The organism is Limnohabitans sp., from assembly GCF_036804465.1.
Taxonomy (GTDB): domain Bacteria; phylum Pseudomonadota; class Gammaproteobacteria; order Burkholderiales; family Burkholderiaceae_C; genus Limnohabitans.
In genome coordinates, this window is the sequence record NZ_DAIRSK010000023.1 from 23,301 (window position 1) to 43,697 (window position 20,397).

The window sequence follows — 20,397 nt, forward strand, 5'->3', positions numbered from 1 at the left end:
CTTTTAAGCGCGACCGGGGTTGAAGATGCCCGCTGGATCAAACTGTTGTTTGAGTTCGTTTTGAATCCGTTGTTGCACCGCGTTGAGCGGGGTGTACACGCCCGCTTGCTTGTCCACATCGCCCAGGGTTTTCTGGCTGGCCGAGCTGGTGCGAAACAAGGTGGCGTGGCCCCCTGCCTTGACCGCCGCTTCGCGCACGTGTGCAGCATGTGCGGCTGGTGCCCATAGCCAGCGCTGCGCGCCGTGCCATTCGATGTACTGGGCACAGACAGCGCCGTTCACGCGCACATCTAACACCGGCGCGGTTTGTGGCACGCTGAGCCGCCACAAGCAGTCTTGGTCGGTGGGCGCGTGGAAAAAGTCCAAGGTTTGTTCCGTGCTGGCTTGCCAGTCGGCAGCGGCTTGTGCGCGGTCCAAAATGCTCACTTGGGCGCCCAGGGCTTTGACCTCTATGCTCATCTTGACGATGGCCGCGTCCACCGCAGCCACGGCACCGCGCAGGCGCACAAAGAAATAGTCTTGCGCTGGCATGACGGTGCTGTCGTGCACCCACGCGCTGGCATTGAGTGGCAGCGGCTGACCGCCCCACTGGTTGATGAGCTTCAACGCCAGCGCTTGGCTAAGCCCTGCACACACCAAGGTGGCTTCGCCAGGTGCAACAGGCAAGACCTTCAATGACACCTCGGTGATCAGGCCCAACTGGCCCCAACTGCCAGCCAACAAACGCGACACGTCGTAACCCGCCACATTTTTCATCACTTGGCCGCCAAAGGTGAGGTGTTCACCTTTGCCGTTGATCACGCGTGCGCCCAACACAAAGTCACGCACCGTGCCCACACTGGCACGCGCTGGGCCGCTGAGGCCTGCGGCGACCATGCCGCCGATCGTGGCATCCGCACCCAAGTGCGGCGGCTTGCCTAGGGTGTCGCGCCGGCTTGCACGAAAGTGCGGCGGCTCGAAGGCAAAGCTTTGGCCCTTGTCGGCCAACGCTGCCTCGACCTCCGCCAAGGGCGTGCCGCAGCGCACAGTGATGACCAACTCGCTGGGTTCATAGCTCAAGATGCCGCTGTAGGCGGTGGTGTCCAACACCTCGCCTTGCAGGGCTTGGCCCAAAAAATCTTTGGTGCCGCCACCGCGTAAACGCAAGGGCTGACCGGATTGGGAGGCTTGGAGAATACGGTCCGTGAAATGCGCTAGGGTGTCTTGCATGGCCAACATGGTAGTCGCTGGGCCAGATGGACGTTTTGAATTTTTTGCACAACTCGATCAAAAATCTGTGCAGCCTGCAACGCGGGCGGCAAGCCAAGCGCGCAACACCTGCCCACAAAAAAGCCCGCCCTGATGACTCAGGTGCGGGCTGTGAAGTTCAAGGAAAACTTGAAACGCTTGAAAAAATTAACGGTGGTAGGCCGTTTCGCCGTGTGCGCTGATGTCCAGGCCTTCGCGCTCTTCTTCTTCCGTCACACGCAGGCCCACCATCATGTCCACCACTTTGAAGCCAATGTAGGAGACCACGCCTGACCAAACAATGGTGGTGATCACCGCTTCGAATTGGATCAAGACTTGACCAGCGATCGAGTAGTCAGCGCTGGCCGCGTTGGCCACGTAATCAAAGATGCCCGTGCCGCCGAGCGAAGGCGCAGCAAACACGCCCGTCAACAACGCACCCACAATGCCGCCCACCCCGTGCACACCAAACACATCCAGTGAGTCGTCAGCGCCCAGCAGGCGTTTCAGACCGTTCACACCCCACAAGCAGAGGAAGCCGCCTGCTGCACCGATCACGATGGCACCCATGGGGCCCACGAAACCGCAGGCTGGGGTGATGGCCACCAAACCCGCCACCGCACCCGAAGCAGCGCCCAACATCGAGGCTTTGCCTTTGGCCAGCGCTTCACCGGCAATCCAAGCCAAGGTAGCAGCAGCCGTGGCCACCAGTGTGTTCACGAAAGCCAGTGCAGCAACACCGTTGGCCTCGAGGTTAGAGCCAGCGTTGAAACCGAACCAACCCACCCACAACAAAGAGGCACCGACCATGGTCAAGGTCAAGCTGTGTGGCGCCATGGATTCTTTGCCGTAGCCCGTACGCTTGCCGATCACATAAGCACCTACCAAACCTGCCACAGCAGCGTTGATGTGCACCACCGTGCCGCCCGCGAAGTCCAAGGCGCCCTTGGCCCACAACCAACCCGCAGCAGCCGTCACTGTTTCCAATGTGGCAGCGTCGGTGATGGCGTCAGGACCGTCCCAATACCAAACCATGTGGGCCACTGGCAAGTAGCTGAAGGTGAACCAAATACCGCAGAACAACAACACCGCCGAGAAACGCACACGCTCAGCAAATGCACCCACGATCAAAGCGCAAGTGATGGCCGCGAAGGTGGCTTGGAAAGCCGCGAACGTGAACTCAGGAATCACCACACCTTTGCTGAACGTGGCAGCAATCGAATCGGGCGTGATGCCTTGCATGAACAACTTGTCAAAGCCGCCAAAGAAAGGTGAACCGCCGCTGAACGCCACGCTGTAGCCGTAGATGACCCACAACACGTAGACCAGCGAGCTGACCACAAAGACTTGCATCAGCACAGACAGCATGTTCTTGCTGCGAACCAAACCGCCGTAGAACAAAGCCAAGCCTGGGATGGTCATCAAGATGACCAACACCGTAGAAATCGTCATAAAGGCCGTATCACCTTTGTTGGGCACGGGCGCAGGTGCGGCTTCGGCAGCTGGAGCTGCCGCAGCGGGGGCTGCAGCAGGCGCAGTGACTTTGACGTCGGCAACAGGGGCAGTTTGTGCCGTGGCAGCAGCGCCGCTGAGCAGCAGGCCAAACCCAAGGGCCAATGAGGCGAGAAATTTTTTCATGATGGTCTTCTTTCTTAAAGCGCTTCCACGCCGGTTTCACCGGTGCGAATGCGGACGACTTGTTCGAGGTCAAAAACAAAAATCTTGCCGTCGCCGATTTTTCCAGTCCGTGCAGAACCTTCGATGGCTTCGATCGCGCGCTCGACGTGTTCAGCGTCCACAGCGGCTTCGATCTTGACCTTGGGCAAGAAGTCAACCACGTACTCAGCGCCGCGATACAACTCGGTATGGCCTTTTTGACGGCCAAAACCTTTGACTTCAGTAACAGTGATACCTTGCACGCCAATTTGAGACAAGGCCTCGCGGACCTCATCCAACTTGAACGGCTTGATGATGGCGGTGATGAGTTTCATGGTTGCTCCTAGAGAAGACGATGCGTTGGTTTAGAACGCGTACTTAACGCCAACGACGACAACATCTTTGGCTGCGTTGTAGCCAGTCGATGAGAGATCTTTGAAGAGCTTGTCGGATCCCGTTGTTTTGATGGCGGCCAAACTGGCAGTCAAACCATCACCCAAGTCTTTGTTCAACGTGAGCGAGAAGTCGCTGTAGCCGTAAATGCTGTTTGCGTTCTTGATGCTTTGGCGCCCAGCGTGCGGAACCAAGCTATAACCATTGCCCAAATCAAATGTCGCGCTCAGGTCCAAGTAATTGCTGCCTTTGCTGTTTGAATAGCCAAACAGATTAGAGATGGCTTGTGAATACTTCAGAGTGATTGGGCCGAAAGTTGCTGCGCCATAAACTTCGTCCGTGTTGGCGTTCACGTTGGCTGAGGATGCATTTTTGTAAGTGTTGTCGAGGTATGCATAGCGCAAGTAACCCACGTCATAAGCCAGACCACCGGCCTCAAACTTGTAGCCGCCGTACACATCCAACTCAACTGGGCCTTTGGCTTGTTTGGCAGTCGCGTTGCCTGACTCTAGGGCGGCATCTTTGATCCACTTGATGGTCGAAGCCCAAGCGCCTAAATAAAAGCCATTGGCATTGGCATAGTCAATGCCGCCTTGCAGCGCTGGGTCGCCCTTGGTCTGGCCAATGCCGCGGTAACGGTACTCGCTGAAAACACCCACGTTGTAAGTGACTTCTGGGGCCGCAGGCGCAGTTTGCGCAAACGCTGCAGAAGAAGTGGCCAAGAGGGCCAGCAAAATTTTTGATTTGATGTTCATGGTTTTCTCCGTTGAAAAATAAAGAGTGACACACCTACTTAGCAGGGTCCGTGCCAATGTGTTTCTTCACAAAAGTGCTCTCACAACATGAACAATGACCCAAAGTGATGCGGTAGTCTGGCTACCAAGCCATTTTGACGCACAGTCTTGGTGCATAACTTTGTGTTACGTGCCCCGCATTGGGGATAGGTCTTCAAAAAGAGAATATTCATGACGCTTGCGCTCATTCACAGCCGAGCCCTGCTCGGCCTTCAGGCACCCGCCGTGACGGTGGAGGTGCATTTGGCAAACGGTTTACCCAGTTTCACTTTGGTGGGCTTGGCAGACACCGAGGTCAAAGAGGCCCGCGAGCGCGTGCGCTGCGCTATTCAAAACACGGGGCTGGACTTTCCGACAAACAAGAGAATCACCGTCAACCTTGCCCCAGCCGATCTACCCAAAGATTCGGGCCGTTTTGATCTGCCTATTGCTTTGGGCATTTTGGCGGCCAACGGCCAGTTGGACGAGGCCGCTTTGGCCTTGCATGAGTTTGCGGGCGAGTTATCGCTGTCAGGCGAATTGCGGCCCGTGCGAGGCGCGCTAGCCATGGGCCTGGCGGTGCGCGGCGCGGGGGTGCGCACACGTTTGGTGTTACCCCCCATCAGCGCGCAGGAGGCGGCCTTGGTTCCCACCGCCGAGGTGTACCGCGCCCAACACCTGAGCGATGTGGTGGCGCACTTTGCCAAGCCCGCGGTGAAGGGCTTGGTGGCCCTACGCGAAGAAGCCACCACGAACAAAGTACACACCACGGACGGCTGGTGCCGCATTGACGCGCCAACATGGACCCAAGCAAACCAGACACATGGCCCCGACTTGGCCGATGTCAAAGGCCAAGCAGGCCCTCGCCGCGCGCTAGAGATTGCAGCAGCGGGTGGACACTCTCTGTTGTTGGTCGGTCCGCCCGGCACCGGCAAGTCCATGCTGGCGCAGCGCTTTGCCGCCCTGCTGCCCGACATGAGTTTGGATGAGTCATTAGAAAGCGCTGCCATCGCGAGCTTAGCGGGCCGCTTTGAATTGAACCAGTGGATGCAACGGCCCACCCGCAGCCCGCACCACACCGCCACATCGGTCGCGCTGGTGGGTGGCGGCACGCCGCCGCGTCCTGGTGAAATCTCTTTGGCACACAACGGCGTGCTGTTTTTAGACGAGCTGGCTGAGGTCAAGCGCAGCGCACTCGAAGCCTTGCGTGAGCCTTTAGAGAACGGCCACATCACCATCTCACGCGCAGCCTCGCAGGCCAAGTTTCCTGCGCGTTTCCAGCTGATCGCGGCGATGAACCCCTGCCCGTGTGGCTATCTCGGCTCGACGCTGAAAACCTGTCGCTGCACACCCGACCAAGTGGCGCGCTACCAAGGCAAGCTCAGTGGCCCGTTGTTAGACCGCATCGACTTGCAGGTGGAAGTGCCCACGCTCGCCACCCAAGTGTTGATGCAAAGCGCGCCGGGTGAGTCCACCGCCACCGTACGCGCTCGATGTTTGGCCGCACATGCGAAAGCGCAGGCAAGACAAGGCACAAGCAACCAAGGTTTGCAGGGGCAAGCCCTCGAGGCGCACATGCATCTCGATGCGGCAGCAGCCACGTTTTTACAACACGCCGCCACCAAACTGGGCTGGTCCAGCCGCAGCACCCACCGCGCGCTGCGCGTGGCGCGCACCATTGCAGACTTGGCCGACAGCGCGACGGTGCAAGTGGCGCATGTGGCCGAAGCGTTGCAGTACAGGCGCGTCTTGGTCAATCCCTAAAGAGCGGGGTACCCAACGGATCAGTCCTGCGGTGCAGCGCTGCGCGTGGTTTGCAACCACTCGACATGGGCCACCTCTTTGAGCCAAGCTGGCCATTGATGCATCTCTGCGCTGGCGCAAAGATGGTCTACAAACGAACGCTGCACCGCTGTGGTCCAAGGCATATGGCAGCATGCGTCTTTGAGAAACAAACGCACGGTCAGGCGCCACAGATCGTCGCCCAAGGCGGCACGCGTCACGGGAAACGCAGGCACCAAGATGTCGCACACGTGGTCGGCCATGGCTTGCAAACACGCGTTGGCTTCGGCCGGGTTCACGCCTTCTGGTAGTGGTGCGTTCAAAGGATCGCGCAAGTGGCGTGCGAGCGCAAATTGGGCTTGGCGCAAATCGTTCAACATGTCAAAGCCTCCTCATTGAGTTGCTTCATATCGCCCACACATCGCGCCACGCGGCGGTGGGTGCGCGCCAGAACTTCGCGCAGCAAGGCGTCATCTTGGCCCACACGCACGTAGTCGATGCTGGCCAATGGCAGCGCTTGCAAGTACGCGAGGGGATCAAAACCAAAGCGCAAACCATGCGCGGCCAATTCATGCAAGTCCAAGTGCAAGCTACAACCTGCTTTGTCCACCACCGCGCTGATGAACTGGGCCTCGTTCATTTCCACTTGCAGTGGCCGCATGCGATGCGCCACGTTGCGAATGCCAATGCGCAAACCCAAGGCGTCTTGCACCTGCGCGATGCGGCTCACCGTCCAAGACACCGCTGCGCGCGTGCTGGGAATAGGCAAGTTGATGAACAAAGGCGCGTCGTCTGCGCTCCAAGACAAGGCTTCTGAAAATACCCGAATGTTGTGTTCTGCCATGAAGGCTCTCAAATCACGCAGCACGTTTTTGTCTAGCTGACCTGGCCCGCCCAACGATAGGCTTTGGCTCAAGCACACGCCAACGTAGCGCTGGGTGAGTTGCTTTAAATTTGCCTGCACTTGGCCACAGCGACCCACCCAGTCGGGTGGGGTGAGTTCTAAAAAATGCACGTGCGCGGGAACTGCGCTTTTCAAAGTTGTTAAAAAGGCCGGGCTTAATGCCAAACCCATGCCGTGAAGGGTGTGATGTTTCATAGATGCCTATCGAAGAGTCAGCCAAACATTGGCCTCTGCGTCTGATTCGTCAACCCCACGGAGAACATGAGTAAATGAACTTGCGAATAAACGACTTTGTGATTTATAGCCCCTAAGCTCAAACACTAATAAAGCAAAAGTCAAATTTGTTTGTGGTCACACAAAGAAAAGGCCCGCACTTGGCGGGCCTTGAGAGTGAGTCAGTGCTCTTACAGATGAGGCGCCAGTAAGCGCGCCAAGTCTTTCACAACAACGCCCCGGCGCTCTGCCAAATCATGCACTTGGTCGTCACCTATGCGACCCACATTGAAGTAGGTCGCAGCCGGATGCGCCAAATAAAAACCACTCACGCTCGCGGCGGGTGTCATGGCCAAGCTGGTGGTCAAGCCCATGTCGATGTCATCGCATTGCAGCAGTGCAAACATGTCTTGCTTGGCACTGTGGTCGGGGCAGGCGGGATAGCCGGGCGCAGGACGAATGCCTTGGTATTTTTCTTGTATCAGGTCTGCGTTGCTCAAGGCTTCGTCCGGGGCGTAGCCCCACAAATCGGTGCGCACGCGGTGGTGCATGCACTCGGCAAAGGCTTCGGCCAAGCGATCGGCCAAAGCTTTGAACAAAATGGCCGAGTAATCGTCGTGCGCATCGATGAAGCGTTTTTCTTGCTTGTCTGCGCCCAAGCCTGTGGTCACGGCAAAAAGGCCTACGTAGTCAGCGGCCTGGGTTTGGTCAGCCACAAAGTCGGACAAGCAACGGTTGGGATTGTGGTTTGGCTTGACGGTTTGTTGGCGCAAGCCATACCAAGTCATCACCTGTTGTTGGCGGGTTTCATCGGCATACAAAACAATGTCGTCGCCCACGCGCTGGGCAGGATACAAGCCCACCACAGCGTTGGCAGAGAGCCAACGGTTGGCGATGATTTTTTTCAACATCGCTTGTCCGTCTGCAAACACTTTTTTAGCTTCCACGCCAACGACCTCATCTTCCAAAATGGCTGGAAAGGGTCCTGCCAAATCCCAAGTTTGAAAGAAGGGTGCCCAGTCGATGTATTTTTCTAGCTCGGCGAGGTCAAAATTTTTGAACACGCGACGGCCAATGAATTTAGGCTTGGCGGGTTGGTAGTTGTCAAAGCTGAGCTGCATGGCATTGGCGCGTGCTTGGGCCAAGTTGAGCAGCGGCGTTTGTTTTTTGTTGGCGTGCTGCTCACGCACCTTGTCATAGTCGGCATTCAAATCAGCAATGTATTTGGCAGCAAGTTCCGACAGCAAGCCTTGCGCCACGCCCACGCTGCGCGAAGCATCGGGCACATAGACCACGGGGCCGCTGTAATGCGGCGCAATCTTGACGGCGGTGTGCACGCGGCTGCATGTGGCACCACCAATCAGCAGCGGCATTTGGCGCTCGCGGAAATACACATCTTTTTCCATCTCTGCGGCCACGTACTGCATCTCCTCCAAGCTCGGCGTGATCAGCCCTGAGAGGCCAATGATGTCCGCGTTTTCTTCCTTGGCTTTAGCCAAAATTTCGTGGCAGGGCACCATCACGCCCATGTTCACCACCTCGAAGTTGTTGCACTGCAAAACCACCGTGACAATGTTTTTGCCGATGTCGTGCACATCGCCTTTGACGGTCGCAATCACGATCTTGCCCTTGGCTTTGACGTCTTCTCCCGCCGCTTCTTGGGCGAGTTTTTCGGCTTCGATGTAGGGCAGCAAATGCGCCACCGCCTGCTTCATCACACGAGCACTTTTGACTACCTGCGGCAAAAACATCTTGCCCTGACCAAACAAGTCACCCACCACATTCATGCCGTCCATCAACGGGCCTTCAATCACGTGCAAGGGGCGGCCGGCTTTTGCCAAAATCTCGCGGTAAGCCTCTTCGGTGTCGTCGTTGATGAAGTCGGTGATGCCGTGCACCAGCGAATGGCTTAGGCGCTGCGCCACGCCCACAGGCGAATCAGGTGTGCCGCGCCAGGCGAGTTTGTGGCTGTCGTCTTTGGCCGCGCCTTTGGCGGTTTCGGCCACTTCAATCAGACGCTCGCCTGGGGTGAGGTGTGCTTCGCCTTCTTTGTATTGGGGCGCACGGTTGAGCACCACATCTTCCACGCGCTCGCGCAAAATGGGTTCGAGGTCGTCGTAAACGCCCACCATACCGGCGTTGACGATGCCCATGTCCATGCCCGCTTGGATGGCGTGGTACAAAAACACGGTGTGGATGGCTTCACGCACCGGGTCGTTGCCCCGAAATGAAAAACTCACGTTGGACACACCGCCGCTGACCTTCGCTCCCGGCAAATTTTGTTTGATCCAGCGCGTGGCGTTGATGAAGTCCACCGCGTAGTTGTCGTGCTCTTCAATGCCCGTGGCAATCGCAAAAATGTTCGGGTCGAAGATGATGTCTTCAGGTGGAAAGCCCACCTCGTCCACCAAGACGCGGTAAGCGCGTTCGCAAATTTCAACCTTGCGGGCGTAGGTGTCGGCCTGGCCTTTTTCGTCAAACGCCATCACCACTGCGGCTGCGCCGTAGCGCTTGACCAAAGTAGCCTGGCGCTTGAACTCGTCCAAGCCTTCTTTCATGCTGATGGAGTTGACGATTCCCTTGCCTTGGATGCAACGCAAGCCGGCTTCGATGACGGACCATTTGGATGAGTCCACCATCACGGGTACCCGCGCGATGTCGGGCTCGCCGGCCATGAGGTTCAAAAAGCGCACCATGGCCGCTTGGCTGTCGAGCATGGCTTCGTCCATGTTGACGTCGATGATCTGCGCGCCGTTTTCCACTTGCTGGCGTGCGACCGCCAAAGCCTGCTCGTATTCGCCATTCAAAATCATGCGCGCAAAGGCTTTGGAACCAGTGACGTTGGTGCGTTCGCCAACGTTGACAAACAGCGAGCCCATGCCAATGGAGACGGGTTCAAGACCCGACAACTTCATGGGGGAAATGGCAGTGGAATTCATGGGGTACTCACCTGGGGGCTGACATAACAGGTGAGCGTCGTTGCAAAAAATTCGCCCCAAGCCTGACTTCACGCGCAAGTCCTCAAAGGACGGGTGAAGCTGCAACGCTCCTTGGGGTGGATTTATTTTAACCGCTCAGACGCATGCGCATGGATTGCCCCACCGTCCTGCGTTTTGTTCTGAGGAGCGGGTCGACTTAGACCAGCTTGGCTTCTAGACGAATTTCTGCGCCTGCCAAAAGCTTGGAGACGGGGCACCCGACCTTAGCCGCCAACGCCTGCGTCTGAAAAGCTTGCGCACTGATGCCCGGTATTTCAGCTTCACAGGTGAGCTCTATCAAGCTGATGGTGGGCCCTTCGGTCAGGTGGACGGTGGCAGTCGTGGCGATTTTCTTGGGAACAAATCCCTCATTGCTTAACAACGCGGACAAGAACATGGCGTAGCAACCCGCATGCGCAGCACCGATTAATTCTTCTGGGTTCGTGCCCTTGCCCGATTCGAAACGTGAAGCAAAAGTGAATGGGCCTTCGTAGGTTCCGCTGGCCAGTTTCATGGTGCCGGAGCCTTCTTTGAGTGTGCCTTGCCAGACTGCAGAGGAGGTGCGCATGGTCATTTGTGTTGCCTTTCTAAAGTTAAACGACTAAAACTTTTATCATAACTATAGCTTTGAAAAGCTGTGTGATTGCCTCTTGCATGACAACGTGAGTGCAAGCTAAGTTTGCAAGTTGATCGGGTGGTCGGTCCTTGATCCATCAAGGCTCAGAAACACCCAAACCAACATGCAGGGCGTGGGCCGCAGCCAATGTCAGCCCGTCCGCGCCCACCGCACCCACCACCTGCAAGCCCACAGGCATGCCGTTGGGCGCAAAGCCTGCAGGGATGTTGACCGTGGGCGTGTGCAACACCGTCCAAATGCGGCAAAACACGGGGTCGCCTGTGTTCTCTAGCCCCAGCGGGGCTGCGCCCGGTGCGCTAGGGGTCAGCAGCACATCGACGTCTTGAAACACCTCTGCCAATTGCGCCCGGCAGCGCGTCACCCACGCGTGCGCTTGGTCGTATTGCTCAAGCGTCACCGCCAAACCCGCCTGCATGATGCCCTGCAAACGTGGGCTGAGTTGCGCCCAATGGTTCAAGCGCTCAAAAGCAAATGACTGTGCTTGGTCTGAAAGTTGAATGGCGGTTTGCGCGCGCGCCAACTGTTGGTAGTCCACAGGCAGCAGCACGTCGCGTAGCGTCATGGCGCTGTTGGCTTGAACACAAGCCGCCGCATGTTGCATGGCCGCTTGGGTTTCGGGCAAGGCCTGCTCCCACTCATAGCTGCGACACAAGCCCACACGCAATGGACGAGACAGGTGCTGGCCCAGTGGTCGCACCAGCCATGAGGTCCGCCCGCTCAGGGCCGCCGCAAACAAAGCCGCATCGGGCACGTCGCGGGCCAAGGTGCCCAAGGTGTCCAAGGTATCTGACAAGGGCTTGGCGCCCGCGCGGTTGATGCCGCCAAAGCTGGGCTTGAAGGCCACCACACCACAGTAAGCAGCGGGCCGAGACAGCGAGCCCGCCGTTTGTGAGCCCAGCGCCAGCGGCACCATGCCGTCTGCCACCGCAGCAGCCGAGCCAGAAGACGAGCCCCCTGGTGTGTGCGCCAGGTTGCGTGGGTTACGGGTTTGGTTGGGCTGGAAGGTGGCGAACTCGGTGGTCACGGTTTTGCCCATCACCACCGCGCCAGCGGCACGTGCTAAAGCCACGCAGCTGGCATCGCTCGCGGGTTGATGGTCGGCATACACGGACGAGCCATACGAGGTGGGCATGTCAACCGTGTCGATGAGGTCTTTCACGCCAATGGGCAGCCCATGCAACAGGCCTTGATGCGCCCCTTGGTCCAAGGCCTTGGCTCTGGCCAAGGCGGCTTCACGCGCCACATGGGTCCAGGCTTGCACTTCTGGCTCGCGGGCGTCGATGCGTTCTAGGCAATCGTGCACCAAGTCTTCGGCTCGCAACGTGCGTTGGGCCAGTTGCTGGGCAGCCTCGCAGGCGCTGAGGGGGGGCTTGTGCATGGGCGGGTCTCCGTTACAAAAAAACAAAGTCCCATTTTGCTATGGCTGGCGATCCGCCGCAGTCATGGGCGTTCGCGGGTCTTTGCCTTCAACCCTACGGTGCAGAGCGGACATCTACGGACCCTCCAAACCTCAGTTTGTCAAAATCCTCATACAGATGGTGCGCCAGTATTTTCTGAACTTGGGCCCCACAGGCTTTGCTTTGACGACGCCTGAGCGCAGTAAAGGGCTGTTTGACTTCAGCAAGAGTTGATGCAGGGGATTTTTTAAAGGCCCGTCCTGCTAGGGCCGACGTTCAGCCGCAGTGATATGCGGTCACGCCGCTTCGCGATAAAAAGGCCCCGCGCTGAGGGCGCGCGCTTTTTGATCCGCCACCACGTTGCCAATGGCCGCGATGTGCTCGGGCGTGGTGCCGCAGCAGCCGCCCACAATGTTGACCCAACCTTCGGCCGCAAACTCGTGCAACAAGCGGCTGGTCACCTCAGGTGTTTCGTCAAAGCCGGTGTCGCTCATGGGATTGGGCAGGCCCGCATTGGGGTAGCAGCTGATAAAGGTGTCACCCGCGACTTTGTTGAGCTCTTGGATGTAGGGGCGCATCAAAGTGGCGCCCAAGGCGCAGTTCAGGCCAATGGCCAGCGGCTGAGCATGGCGCACGCTGTGCCAAAAAGCCGTCACGGTTTGGCCGCTCAAGATGCGGCCCGAAGCGTCTGTCACCGTGCCGCTGATGATGAGGGGCAAGCGCTCGCCCGAGGCTTCAAAGAATTCTTCAATTGCAAACAACGCCGCTTTGGCGTTGAGTGTGTCAAAAATGGTTTCCACCAGCAGCACATCTGAGCCGCCCTCAACCAAGGCTTTGACTTGGTCGTGATACGCGGCACGCAGTTCTTCAAAGTTCACATTGCGCGCGCCCGCGTCGTTCACATCGGGACTGATGCTGGCGGTCTTGGGCGTGGGCCCTAATGCACCAGCCACAAAACGCGGCTTGTCGGGTGTGCTGTATTTGTCGCATGCGGCACGGGCGATGCGGGCTGAGGCCAGATTCATCTCGTAGGCCAAATCCGCCATGTCGTAGTCAGCTTGCGCGATGGTGGTGGCGCCAAAGGTGTTGGTCTCTATCAGGTCAGCGCCCGCAGCGAGGTAGCGCTCGTGGATGTCTCGAATCACATCGGGCCGGGTGAGGCTGAGCAATTCGTTGTTGCCCTTGACGTCTTTGTGGAAGTCTTTGAAACGCTCGCGCTGTGCGCCTGGCCCCGTGTAGCCGGCACCTCGGTATTGGGCTTCGTCGAGCTTGAAGCGCTGAATCATGGTGCCCATCGCGCCGTCAAGGATGGCGATGCGGTGTTTCAAAATGTCGGGCAGCGCTTGGGCGCGGGTATAGGCAGGAACTTTCATACCACGATTGTAGAAGTGCGGCGAATCGGCAGTCAGCGACTCGCGGATAGCCCCATCAAGGCGCTGTCGAAATCAGCTCAAACGCCAGGGCTGCACCTGGCTGCACCGTCACTTTGACCGCACGCACATCGGAGGCACCCGGCACGATCAAGCGCGTGATATTAGACAAAGGCTGGCGGTTCAAACTAAAGGGTTGGTCCAACTTGAACTGGTGGCTGTCGCCGTGAATGACCAACACCGGCTTGCCCCAGCGCTGCGCCAAGGGCAACAAAGTTTCGCCCACACTTTTGCGAAAACCAGACCAGCCGGGAAAGTCTTCGTAGATGCTTTTGGAGTCAAACACATCGGCTTGAAACGCAAACACGATCAAGCTGGGATTTTGCGCAGCGGCTTCTGCAAAGGCCGACTGAATCCATGCAATGTTGGCGCCATCGCGTTCATAAAACTCTCGGCTCGCGGCAGCGTCGCGCGGCTCAAAGTTGTTGTTGCTGCCCACGATGTGCACGGTGTTGAACTGCACGCCTTGGTGCTGCCAACGCAGGTTTTCCACATAGGCGGCAAAGGCTGGCATGCGCTGGGCTTGGCTTTGCACGCGCAGGGGCTGGCTGCCGAGCGACTGTCCAGGCTTGAAAAAACCTTGACGCAAAGCGGCCAAACGCTCGAGCGGGTCATACGCACCGTTGTTGGCTCGGTGGCAATCGGTCCACTCATTGTCGCCAGGGGTGTACACCAGCGCGCCTTTGAAGCGCTGAAAGTGTTCACGTTGGTTGGCAAACTCCTCGTCGCTGCAGCGGGTCGAGCCCGATTTGAAATCACCCACATGGATCGAAAAATCGGGCCCTACTTGGTTGATGCGATCGATCAATGCGCGGTAGGGGCCAAACGCTTTTTCTGGTGAGCCATAAGGCAAGTCGCCCAAGGCCACGAACGAAAACGCCTGCTGCGCATTGACAACCGACAAGGAGAGACAAAGGCCAAAGGCTAAACAAGCGCGAAGCAGGGTGGTTTTCATCATGGGCGACGTTCTAAGTGTTGGAGGTGTGGTGCGTGATTTTGAAGGGCAATTGTGACCTCTCTCGCCGATCGGGCTGCGGATGCGCGCGATGTGAGAGCGGCACGCACATTGTGCTGAATCCAATGGGGGACAATGCCTGCTCTTTGTCTGTCACAGGTTTCAGTTTTGCCCTCTCCGTTGAGCATCTTGCGCGAGGTTTTTGGTTACAACGCGTTTCGCGGTCCGCAAGAGGCCATTGTCAACCACGTGTGTGGTGGCGGCGATGCGCTGGTGCTCATGCCCACGGGCGGTGGCAAATCGCTGTGTTACCAAATTCCTGCCATTGCACGCCAGCGTGCGGGACACGGCATCACCATCGTGGTGTCGCCGCTCATCGCGCTCATGCATGACCAAGTGGGTGCGCTGCACGAAGCCGGTGTGGAAGCCGCGTTTTTAAACTCCAGCCTCAGCGGCGAAGAGGCCAACGCAGTCGAGCAACGTTTGCGCCGTGGCGACATCACCCTGCTGTATGCCGCGCCGGAGCGCGTCACCACGCCTCGGTTTTTGGCGCAACTCGATGCACTGCATGCGCAAGGCCATCTGAGCCTGTTTGCCATTGATGAAGCGCACTGCGTGAGCCAATGGGGCCATGACTTTCGCCCCGAGTACCGAGCGCTCACCGTGCTGCACGAACGCTACGCCGGTGTGCCGCGCATGGCGCTCACCGCCACCGCTGATGCGCTGACACGCGCCGACATCGTCGAGCGTTTGCAACTCGAAGACGCGCAACAATTCGTCAGCAGCTTTGATCGCCCGAACATTCGCTACACCATCGTCGAGAAAAAAGACGCCACGCTGCAGCTGTTGCGTTTTATTCAGCGCGAACACGCCGGCCCCTATGGACAAGACAGCGGCATCGTCTACTGCCAATCGCGCAAACGGGTGGAAGAAGTGGCCAAGCAGTTGTGCGACGCAGGCATTGCCGCCTTGCCCTATCACGCGGGACTGGATGGGGCCATTCGCCAAAAGCACCAGAACCGTTTTTTGCGTGAAGAAGGCTTGGTGATGGTGGCCACCATCGCGTTTGGCATGGGCATTGACAAGCCCGATGTGCGCTTTGTGGCGCACTTGGACATGCCCAAAAACATCGAAGGCTATTACCAAGAAACCGGGCGTGGCGGCCGCGACGGTCAAGCTGCCCATGCGTGGATGGCCTACGGCCTGAACGACGTGGTGAACCAACGCCGCATGATTGACGAAAGCCCCGCCGCCGAAGACTTCAAACAAGCCATGCGTGGCAAGCTAGACGCGCTGCTGGCCTTGGCGGAGGCGACCGACTGTCGCCGGGTCCGGCTGCTGGGCTACTTTGATGAGACCTACGCGCCTGAAGATGGGCAAGTCAGGCTCACATGCGCAAATTGCGACAACTGTCTGCAACCACCAGAAATTTGGGACGGCACACAAGCCGCCCGCATGCTGCTGTCCACCATCTACCGCGTCAAGCAGCAAAGCGGCATGTCGTTTGGCGCGGGCCACATGATGGACATCTTGCGCGGCAAAGCCACTGAGAAGGTCCTCCAATACAGCCACGACAAGCTCAGCACCTTTGGCATAGGCGCGCATTTCAGCGAGGTACAGCTGCGCGGCGTGTTGCGCCAGCTGATTGCCTTGGGTGCATTGGGTGTGGACGCACAAGCCTTCAACACCTTGTATTTGACCCAAGCCTCACGTGCGGTGCTCAAAGGGGATGTGTCGGTGCGGCTGCGGGCATCGGTGTCGGCCCCCGCAGACCGCAAAGGCGACCGAAGGGCCAAGGGGGTCAGCAGCAGCGCCAAACCCGCACCCATGGCGCTGGACGATGCAGGCCAGCAACGCTACAACGCCCTCAAAGCTTGGCGGGCCGAGGTGGCCAAGTCGCACAATCTGCCGGCCTATGTCATCTTTCATGACGCCACCTTGGCCGCCATTGCACAAGCCGAGCCACAAGATTTGCAAGCGCTTCAAGGCATTGCTGGCATAGGCGTCAAAAAATTAGAAGCCTACGGTGACGAGGTGCTGCGCGTTGTGGCTCTGACGGGCTAGATGACTTGCGTCAGTTGTGTCAATTCATAGGGCTTCTCATTTCCCCTAGAATTCAGGTCAGTTTATCTATCCAGAGGAATTCCCCCATGTCCGACCACAAACCAGAACACAGCACCGAGCAAGACGTCGTCGAATCCATCGTGCCCATGATGCCCATCGTGCTGCCCGTCGTGGGTGGCGTTTTGATGTTTCTGATGATTTTCATTGCCATGTTCATGGCCTGAACCACCGGCTTGGCCGACGTTTCGTTGCCCTTGACCCTCCAAAAAGCGCCTCTTCAGGCGCTTTTTCTTTGTAACTTCTTACTCAGCCAAACCCTATAAGTTACAGAAAACCAGTTGAAAAGTAATGCTTTTAGGCCTTTGCAAGTAACTCTTAGGGTTTTTGCAAGCCTGCACCAAGGCAGAGTTTCATAAAATAGCCATCCCGCTGTTATAGGAAAACAGCAATGAATTGAGGTCAGCGCCTCGCACTTTATTCAAAGGCTAGACGCTGGCCTCAATTTTTTGACTTAGGAGCTTTCCATGAACATCCACGCACCCGCGTATGTAAAAAATCCCAAACTCATTGCTTGGGTTGGTGAAATGGCCGCCTTGTGCAAGCCAGACACCATCTACTGGTGTGATGGCAGCCAAGAAGAGTACGACCGCTTGTGCCAACAGCTGGTCGACCACGGCACCTTCAAAAAGCTCAACCCTGCCAAACGCCCCAACTCTTATTTGGCTTGGTCTGATCCCACCGACGTGGCCCGCGTGGAAGACCGCACCTACATCTGCTCTGAGCAAAAAGAGAACGCAGGCCCCACCAACAACTGGATGGCCCCCGCCGAGATGCGCGCCACCTTGCACCCCTTGTTTGATGGCTGCATGAAGGGCCGCACCATGTATGTGGTGCCCTTCAGCATGGGCCCCATGGGCTCACACATTGCCCACGTCGGCATTGAGCTGTCTGATAGCCCGTATGTGGCTGTGAGCCAAAAAATCATGACCCGCATGGGCAAAGCCGTGTACGACGTCATCGGCACAGACGGTCACTACGTGCCTTGCGTGCATACCGTCGGTGCGCCTCTCACTGAAGGCCAAGCCGACGTGACCTGGCCATGCAACAAAACCAAATACATCGTGCACTACCCAGAGACGCGCGAGATTTGGTCTTACGGCTCAGGCTACGGCGGCAATGCGTTGTTAGGCAAAAAGTGCTTTGCCTTGCGCATCGCATCCAACATGGGGCGCGACCAAGGATGGTTGGCCGAGCACATGCTCATCTTGGGCGTGACCAACCCGCAAGGCAAAAAGTACCACGTCGCAGCCGCCTTCCCCAGCGCTTGCGGCAAAACCAACTTCTCTATGCTCGTGCCGCCTGAAGGCTTCGACGGCTGGAAAGTCACCACCATCGGTGACGACATTGCGTGGATCAAGCCCAACGCCGACGGCAAGTTGTACGCCATCAACCCAGAGGCTGGCTACTTTGGTGTGGCGCCTGGCACCAACTTCCACACCAACCCCAACTGCATGGCCAGCTTGGACAAAAACGTCATCTACACCAACGTCGCGTTGACCGACGACGGTGACGTGTGGTGGGAAGGCATGGAAAAAGACAGCGGCCAATTGCCAGACCACTTGATCGACTGGCAAGGCAAAGACTGGACCCCCACCATTGCCAAAGAAACTGGCGCCAAAGCGGCTCACCCCAACGCCCGCTTCACCGTGGCTGCCACCAACAACCCCGCGCTCGACAGCCAATGGGACGATGCCAACGGCGTGGCCATTGACGCGTTCATCTTCGGTGGCCGTCGCTCCACCACCGTGCCTTTGGTGACCGAAGCACGCAACTGGACTGAGGGTGTCTACATGGCTGCCACCATGGGCTCGGAGACCACCGCTGCCGCTGCTGGCCAACAGGGCGTGGTGCGCCGCGACCCCTTTGCCATGTTGCCTTTCATGGGCTACAACATGAGCGACTACTTCCAGCACTGGCTCAACATGGGCGACAAGCTCAAAGCGGGCGGCGCCAAAGTGCCTTCCATTTACTGCGTCAACTGGTTCCGCAAAGGCGACGACGGCAAATTTGTGTGGCCAGGCTACGGCGAAAACATGCGCGTGTTGAAGTGGATGATTGACCGCATCGAAGGCCAAGCCCACGGCAAAGAAAACGTGTTCGGCGTGAGCCCCACCTACGAAGAAATCAACTGGACGGGCTTGAACTTCACGGCCGAGCAATTCAAGACCGTTACCAGCATCGACAAAGCAGCGTGGGTGGCTGAGTTGAAACTGCACGAAGAGCTCTTCACGCAACTGGCCTACCACTTGCCTGCTGAAATGACGACGACCAAAGCCGCTTTGGCCGCGCGTCTAGAGGCATAAAACGCCACGAATGACACGCCTTAAAAGCGGCGTGTCAAAAACAAAAAGCCCCGCAAGCTGCCAAGCTGGCGGGGCTTTTGTTTGCACCCTTGAATCTACAACCACCCGCGCTTGCGAAAACGCCAATACAAGAAAGCGGCCGTCGAGCCAATGATGCCCAACGCCATGGGGTAGCCATAAGTCCACTTCAACTCGGGCATCACTTCAAAGTTCATGCCCCAGATGCCTGCCAACGCGGTGGAGACGGCAAAGATGGCCGCCCAAGCCGCCAGGCGCTTGGTGACCTCGGACTCTTCAATGGTGACCAAAGACAGGTTGACCTGAATCGCCGTGGCGATGGTGTCGCGCACCGCATCGATCGCGCTGTTGATGCGCGCCAAGTGGTCGTGCACATCCCGAAAGTACGCTTGGCTGGCTTGGCACACCGCTGGCACGCGCCCGCCGTGCAGTTTGCCAAGCACCTCCAGCAACGGCACCACGGCGTGGCGCACGGTGGAGCTTCTGTGCTTGAGGGCATAGAGCCGCTCGATGTTCCAGCGGGCCGAGCCACGCTCAAAAATTTGATCTTCGACTTCTTCCAAGTCCGCCTCTATCGCTTCGACCAAGGGGAAATAGCGGTCCACCACCACGTCCATCAGGGCATAGGCCACGAAAGCTGCGCCCTGCTTGAGCAATTCGGGTTCGCGCTCACAACGCTCACGCACGCCTAGGAAGTTTTGCTGACTGCCGTTTCGCACAGACAACACAAAATTAAGGCCCACAAACACCGCCACTTCGCCCACGTGCACCGCGTCTTGCTGCATTTCCAACAGGTGCATAACCACAAAAACAATGTCGCCGTACTCTTCAATTTTGGGGCGCTGGTGACCCCGCGAGGCATCTTCGACCGCCAAAGGGTGCAGGTCGAACTCTTCCTGCATTTGTGCCAGCTCAGCGGGCGACGCATCGCGCAAAGCAACCCAAATGAAACAGTCAGGTTTTGCCAACCAATCGCTGATATCGGCAATCGCAATATCCGCTAATTTTTGGCCCTGTTGATAAGCCACGCAATTGACAAGCATGTGGGCAACCCTTGGAAGCGATAAAAAGTAATTACCCACGACTATAAGGTGACGCCTTGTTTGCAAGACAATCGCGTTTTATGCATCCTCTAGAGCTGATATGAACCTCTGCCTTGCCAACACCTTGCGCACCGCGGCACTCACCCTCACACTGAGTCTCGCGACGCTGCCCGCACTCAGCCAAAACGTCATCAAGATTGGCGAGATCAACAGCTACAAAGCCCAGCCTGCCTTTCTTGACCCCTACAAAAAGGGCATGGAACTGGCGGTGGAAGAAATCAATGCCGCAGGCGGGGTCAACGGCAAACAACTGCTGCTCATCACGCGTGACGACAACGCCTCGCCTGGCGACGCGGTGCGTGCCGCCGAAGAGCTGCTGAGCCGCGAGAAAGTGGATGTGCTCGCAGGCGCTTTCCTGTCGCACATTGGGTTGGCGCTGGGTGACTTTGCCAAGCAACGCAAGGTGTTCTTTCTTGCGGGCGAACCGCTGACCGACAAAATGGTCTGGCAAAACGGCAACCGCTACACCTACCGCCTGCGCGCCAGCACCTACATGCAAGTGGC

At 57.8% G+C, this 20,397-nt stretch carries 17 protein-coding genes and 1 riboswitch; of the genes, 5 read left to right on the top strand and 12 right to left on the bottom strand.

Annotation, left to right across the window (positions count from 1 at the left end):
* Positions 1-3: 3 nt before the first annotated feature.
* The 4 genes from glcE to V7Q41_RS12035 form a co-directional block, all read right to left on the bottom strand.
* Positions 4-1,209 carry a glycolate oxidase subunit GlcE gene (glcE, locus tag V7Q41_RS12020; RefSeq protein ID WP_333846112.1) on the bottom strand — a complete coding sequence of 402 codons (1,206 nt, stop codon included), beginning with the start codon at positions 1,207-1,209 and terminating at the stop codon, positions 4-6.
* Positions 1,210-1,395: 186 nt separating this feature from the next.
* A complete protein-coding gene (gene amt / locus V7Q41_RS12025) occupies positions 1,396-2,865 on the bottom strand; it encodes an ammonium transporter (RefSeq protein ID WP_333846113.1) in 1,470 nt (489 codons plus the stop codon).
* Positions 2,866-2,879: 14 nt separating this feature from the next.
* The gene (locus tag V7Q41_RS12030; RefSeq protein WP_333846114.1) at positions 2,880-3,218 is read right to left on the bottom strand and encodes a P-II family nitrogen regulator; all 339 of its coding nucleotides are present in this window, start codon (positions 3,216-3,218) and stop codon (positions 2,880-2,882) included.
* Between the two features lie 30 nt (positions 3,219-3,248).
* A complete protein-coding gene (locus V7Q41_RS12035; protein ID WP_333846116.1) occupies positions 3,249-4,031 on the bottom strand; it encodes a TorF family putative porin in 783 nt (260 codons plus the stop codon).
* Positions 4,032-4,241: 210 nt separating this feature from the next.
* On the opposite strand from V7Q41_RS12035, the gene V7Q41_RS12040 reads away from it, so the two are divergent.
* The gene (locus tag V7Q41_RS12040) at positions 4,242-5,813 is read left to right on the top strand and encodes a YifB family Mg chelatase-like AAA ATPase (protein ID WP_333846117.1); all 1,572 of its coding nucleotides are present in this window, start codon (positions 4,242-4,244) and stop codon (positions 5,811-5,813) included.
* 20 nt (positions 5,814-5,833) lie between these two features.
* Here V7Q41_RS12040 and V7Q41_RS12045 read toward each other — a convergent pair whose 3' ends face one another.
* The 7 genes from V7Q41_RS12045 to V7Q41_RS12075 form a co-directional block, all read right to left on the bottom strand.
* Positions 5,834-6,211 (bottom strand): HvfC/BufC family peptide modification chaperone, encoded by a 378-nt coding sequence (locus V7Q41_RS12045; protein ID WP_333846118.1) that lies wholly within the window; start codon positions 6,209-6,211, stop codon positions 5,834-5,836.
* Positions 6,205-6,930 carry a DUF692 domain-containing protein gene (locus V7Q41_RS12050; protein ID WP_333846119.1) on the bottom strand — a complete coding sequence of 242 codons (726 nt, stop codon included), beginning with the start codon at positions 6,928-6,930 and terminating at the stop codon, positions 6,205-6,207. The genes V7Q41_RS12045 and V7Q41_RS12050 overlap by 7 nt, the downstream gene beginning before the upstream one ends.
* Before the next feature lie 209 nt (positions 6,931-7,139).
* Positions 7,140-9,863 carry a methionine synthase gene (gene metH / locus V7Q41_RS12055; protein ID WP_442918862.1) on the bottom strand — a complete coding sequence of 908 codons (2,724 nt, stop codon included), beginning with the start codon at positions 9,861-9,863 and terminating at the stop codon, positions 7,140-7,142.
* 49 nt (positions 9,864-9,912) lie between these two features.
* A riboswitch (S-adenosyl-L-homocysteine riboswitch) is annotated at positions 9,913-10,006 on the bottom strand.
* A 77-nt stretch (positions 10,007-10,083) separates the two neighbouring features.
* The gene (locus tag V7Q41_RS12060) at positions 10,084-10,500 is read right to left on the bottom strand and encodes an OsmC family protein (RefSeq protein ID WP_333846121.1); all 417 of its coding nucleotides are present in this window, start codon (positions 10,498-10,500) and stop codon (positions 10,084-10,086) included.
* A gap of 139 nt (positions 10,501-10,639) precedes the next feature.
* A complete protein-coding gene (locus V7Q41_RS12065) occupies positions 10,640-11,941 on the bottom strand; it encodes an amidase (RefSeq protein ID WP_333846122.1) in 1,302 nt (433 codons plus the stop codon).
* Positions 11,942-12,256: 315 nt separating this feature from the next.
* On the bottom strand, positions 12,257-13,333 hold the full coding sequence (locus V7Q41_RS12070) for a homocysteine S-methyltransferase family protein (protein WP_333846123.1): 1,077 nt from the start codon (positions 13,331-13,333) through the stop codon (positions 12,257-12,259).
* A 55-nt stretch (positions 13,334-13,388) separates the two neighbouring features.
* On the bottom strand, positions 13,389-14,348 hold the full coding sequence (locus V7Q41_RS12075) for a hypothetical protein (RefSeq protein ID WP_333846124.1): 960 nt from the start codon (positions 14,346-14,348) through the stop codon (positions 13,389-13,391).
* 165 nt (positions 14,349-14,513) lie between these two features.
* On the opposite strand from V7Q41_RS12075, the gene recQ reads away from it, so the two are divergent.
* The 3 genes from recQ to V7Q41_RS12090 all read left to right on the top strand — a co-directional run bounded on the left by recQ (position 14,514) and on the right by V7Q41_RS12090 (position 18,772).
* Entirely contained in the window at positions 14,514-16,409 is a 1,896-nt protein-coding gene (gene recQ / locus V7Q41_RS12080) for a DNA helicase RecQ (protein ID WP_442918861.1), read from the top strand.
* A gap of 86 nt (positions 16,410-16,495) precedes the next feature.
* On the top strand, positions 16,496-16,633 hold the full coding sequence (locus V7Q41_RS12085) for a hypothetical protein (protein WP_333846127.1): 138 nt from the start codon (positions 16,496-16,498) through the stop codon (positions 16,631-16,633).
* 300 nt (positions 16,634-16,933) lie between these two features.
* Positions 16,934-18,772, top strand: a complete 1,839-nt coding sequence (locus tag V7Q41_RS12090; RefSeq protein WP_333846128.1) for a phosphoenolpyruvate carboxykinase (GTP) — start codon at positions 16,934-16,936, stop codon at positions 18,770-18,772.
* A gap of 95 nt (positions 18,773-18,867) precedes the next feature.
* On the opposite strand, the gene corA is transcribed toward V7Q41_RS12090, so the two are convergent.
* Complete coding sequence (gene corA, locus V7Q41_RS12095) at positions 18,868-19,833, bottom strand: magnesium/cobalt transporter CorA (protein ID WP_333846129.1); 966 nt, start codon at positions 19,831-19,833, stop codon at positions 18,868-18,870.
* Between the two features lie 100 nt (positions 19,834-19,933).
* Between corA and V7Q41_RS12100 the strand changes: the two genes are divergently transcribed.
* Positions 19,934-20,397, top strand: a 464-nt coding sequence (locus V7Q41_RS12100; protein ID WP_333846131.1) for an ABC transporter substrate-binding protein, incomplete at its 3' end; no start/stop codon positions are given.

Excerpts from the sequence above, each read along its gene's own strand:
- V7Q41_RS12030 (WP_333846114.1), bottom strand. The coding sequence starts at position 3,218 with ATGAAACTCATCACCGCCATCATCAAGCCGTTCAAGTTGGATGAGGTC.
- V7Q41_RS12090 (WP_333846128.1), top strand. The coding sequence starts at position 16,934 with ATGAACATCCACGCACCCGCGTATGTAAAAAATCCCAAACTCATTGCT.
- V7Q41_RS12060 (WP_333846121.1), bottom strand. The coding sequence starts at position 10,500 with ATGACCATGCGCACCTCCTCTGCAGTCTGGCAAGGCACACTCAAAGAA.
- V7Q41_RS12085 (WP_333846127.1), top strand. The coding sequence starts at position 16,496 with ATGTCCGACCACAAACCAGAACACAGCACCGAGCAAGACGTCGTCGAA.
- V7Q41_RS12040 (WP_333846117.1), top strand. The coding sequence starts at position 4,242 with ATGACGCTTGCGCTCATTCACAGCCGAGCCCTGCTCGGCCTTCAGGCA.
- corA (WP_333846129.1), bottom strand. The coding sequence starts at position 19,833 with ATGCTTGTCAATTGCGTGGCTTATCAACAGGGCCAAAAATTAGCGGAT.
- amt (WP_333846113.1), bottom strand. The coding sequence starts at position 2,865 with ATGAAAAAATTTCTCGCCTCATTGGCCCTTGGGTTTGGCCTGCTGCTC.
- V7Q41_RS12070 (WP_333846123.1), bottom strand. The coding sequence starts at position 13,333 with ATGAAAGTTCCTGCCTATACCCGCGCCCAAGCGCTGCCCGACATTTTG.
- V7Q41_RS12065 (WP_333846122.1), bottom strand. The coding sequence starts at position 11,941 with ATGCACAAGCCCCCCCTCAGCGCCTGCGAGGCTGCCCAGCAACTGGCC.
- V7Q41_RS12050 (WP_333846119.1), bottom strand. The coding sequence starts at position 6,930 with ATGAAACATCACACCCTTCACGGCATGGGTTTGGCATTAAGCCCGGCC.
- glcE (WP_333846112.1), bottom strand. The coding sequence starts at position 1,209 with ATGCAAGACACCCTAGCGCATTTCACGGACCGTATTCTCCAAGCCTCC.
- V7Q41_RS12075 (WP_333846124.1), bottom strand. The coding sequence starts at position 14,348 with ATGATGAAAACCACCCTGCTTCGCGCTTGTTTAGCCTTTGGCCTTTGT.
- V7Q41_RS12035 (WP_333846116.1), bottom strand. The coding sequence starts at position 4,031 with ATGAACATCAAATCAAAAATTTTGCTGGCCCTCTTGGCCACTTCTTCT.
- metH (WP_442918862.1), bottom strand. The coding sequence starts at position 9,863 with ATGAAGTTGTCGGGTCTTGAACCCGTCTCCATTGGCATGGGCTCGCTG.
- V7Q41_RS12045 (WP_333846118.1), bottom strand. The coding sequence starts at position 6,211 with ATGTTGAACGATTTGCGCCAAGCCCAATTTGCGCTCGCACGCCACTTG.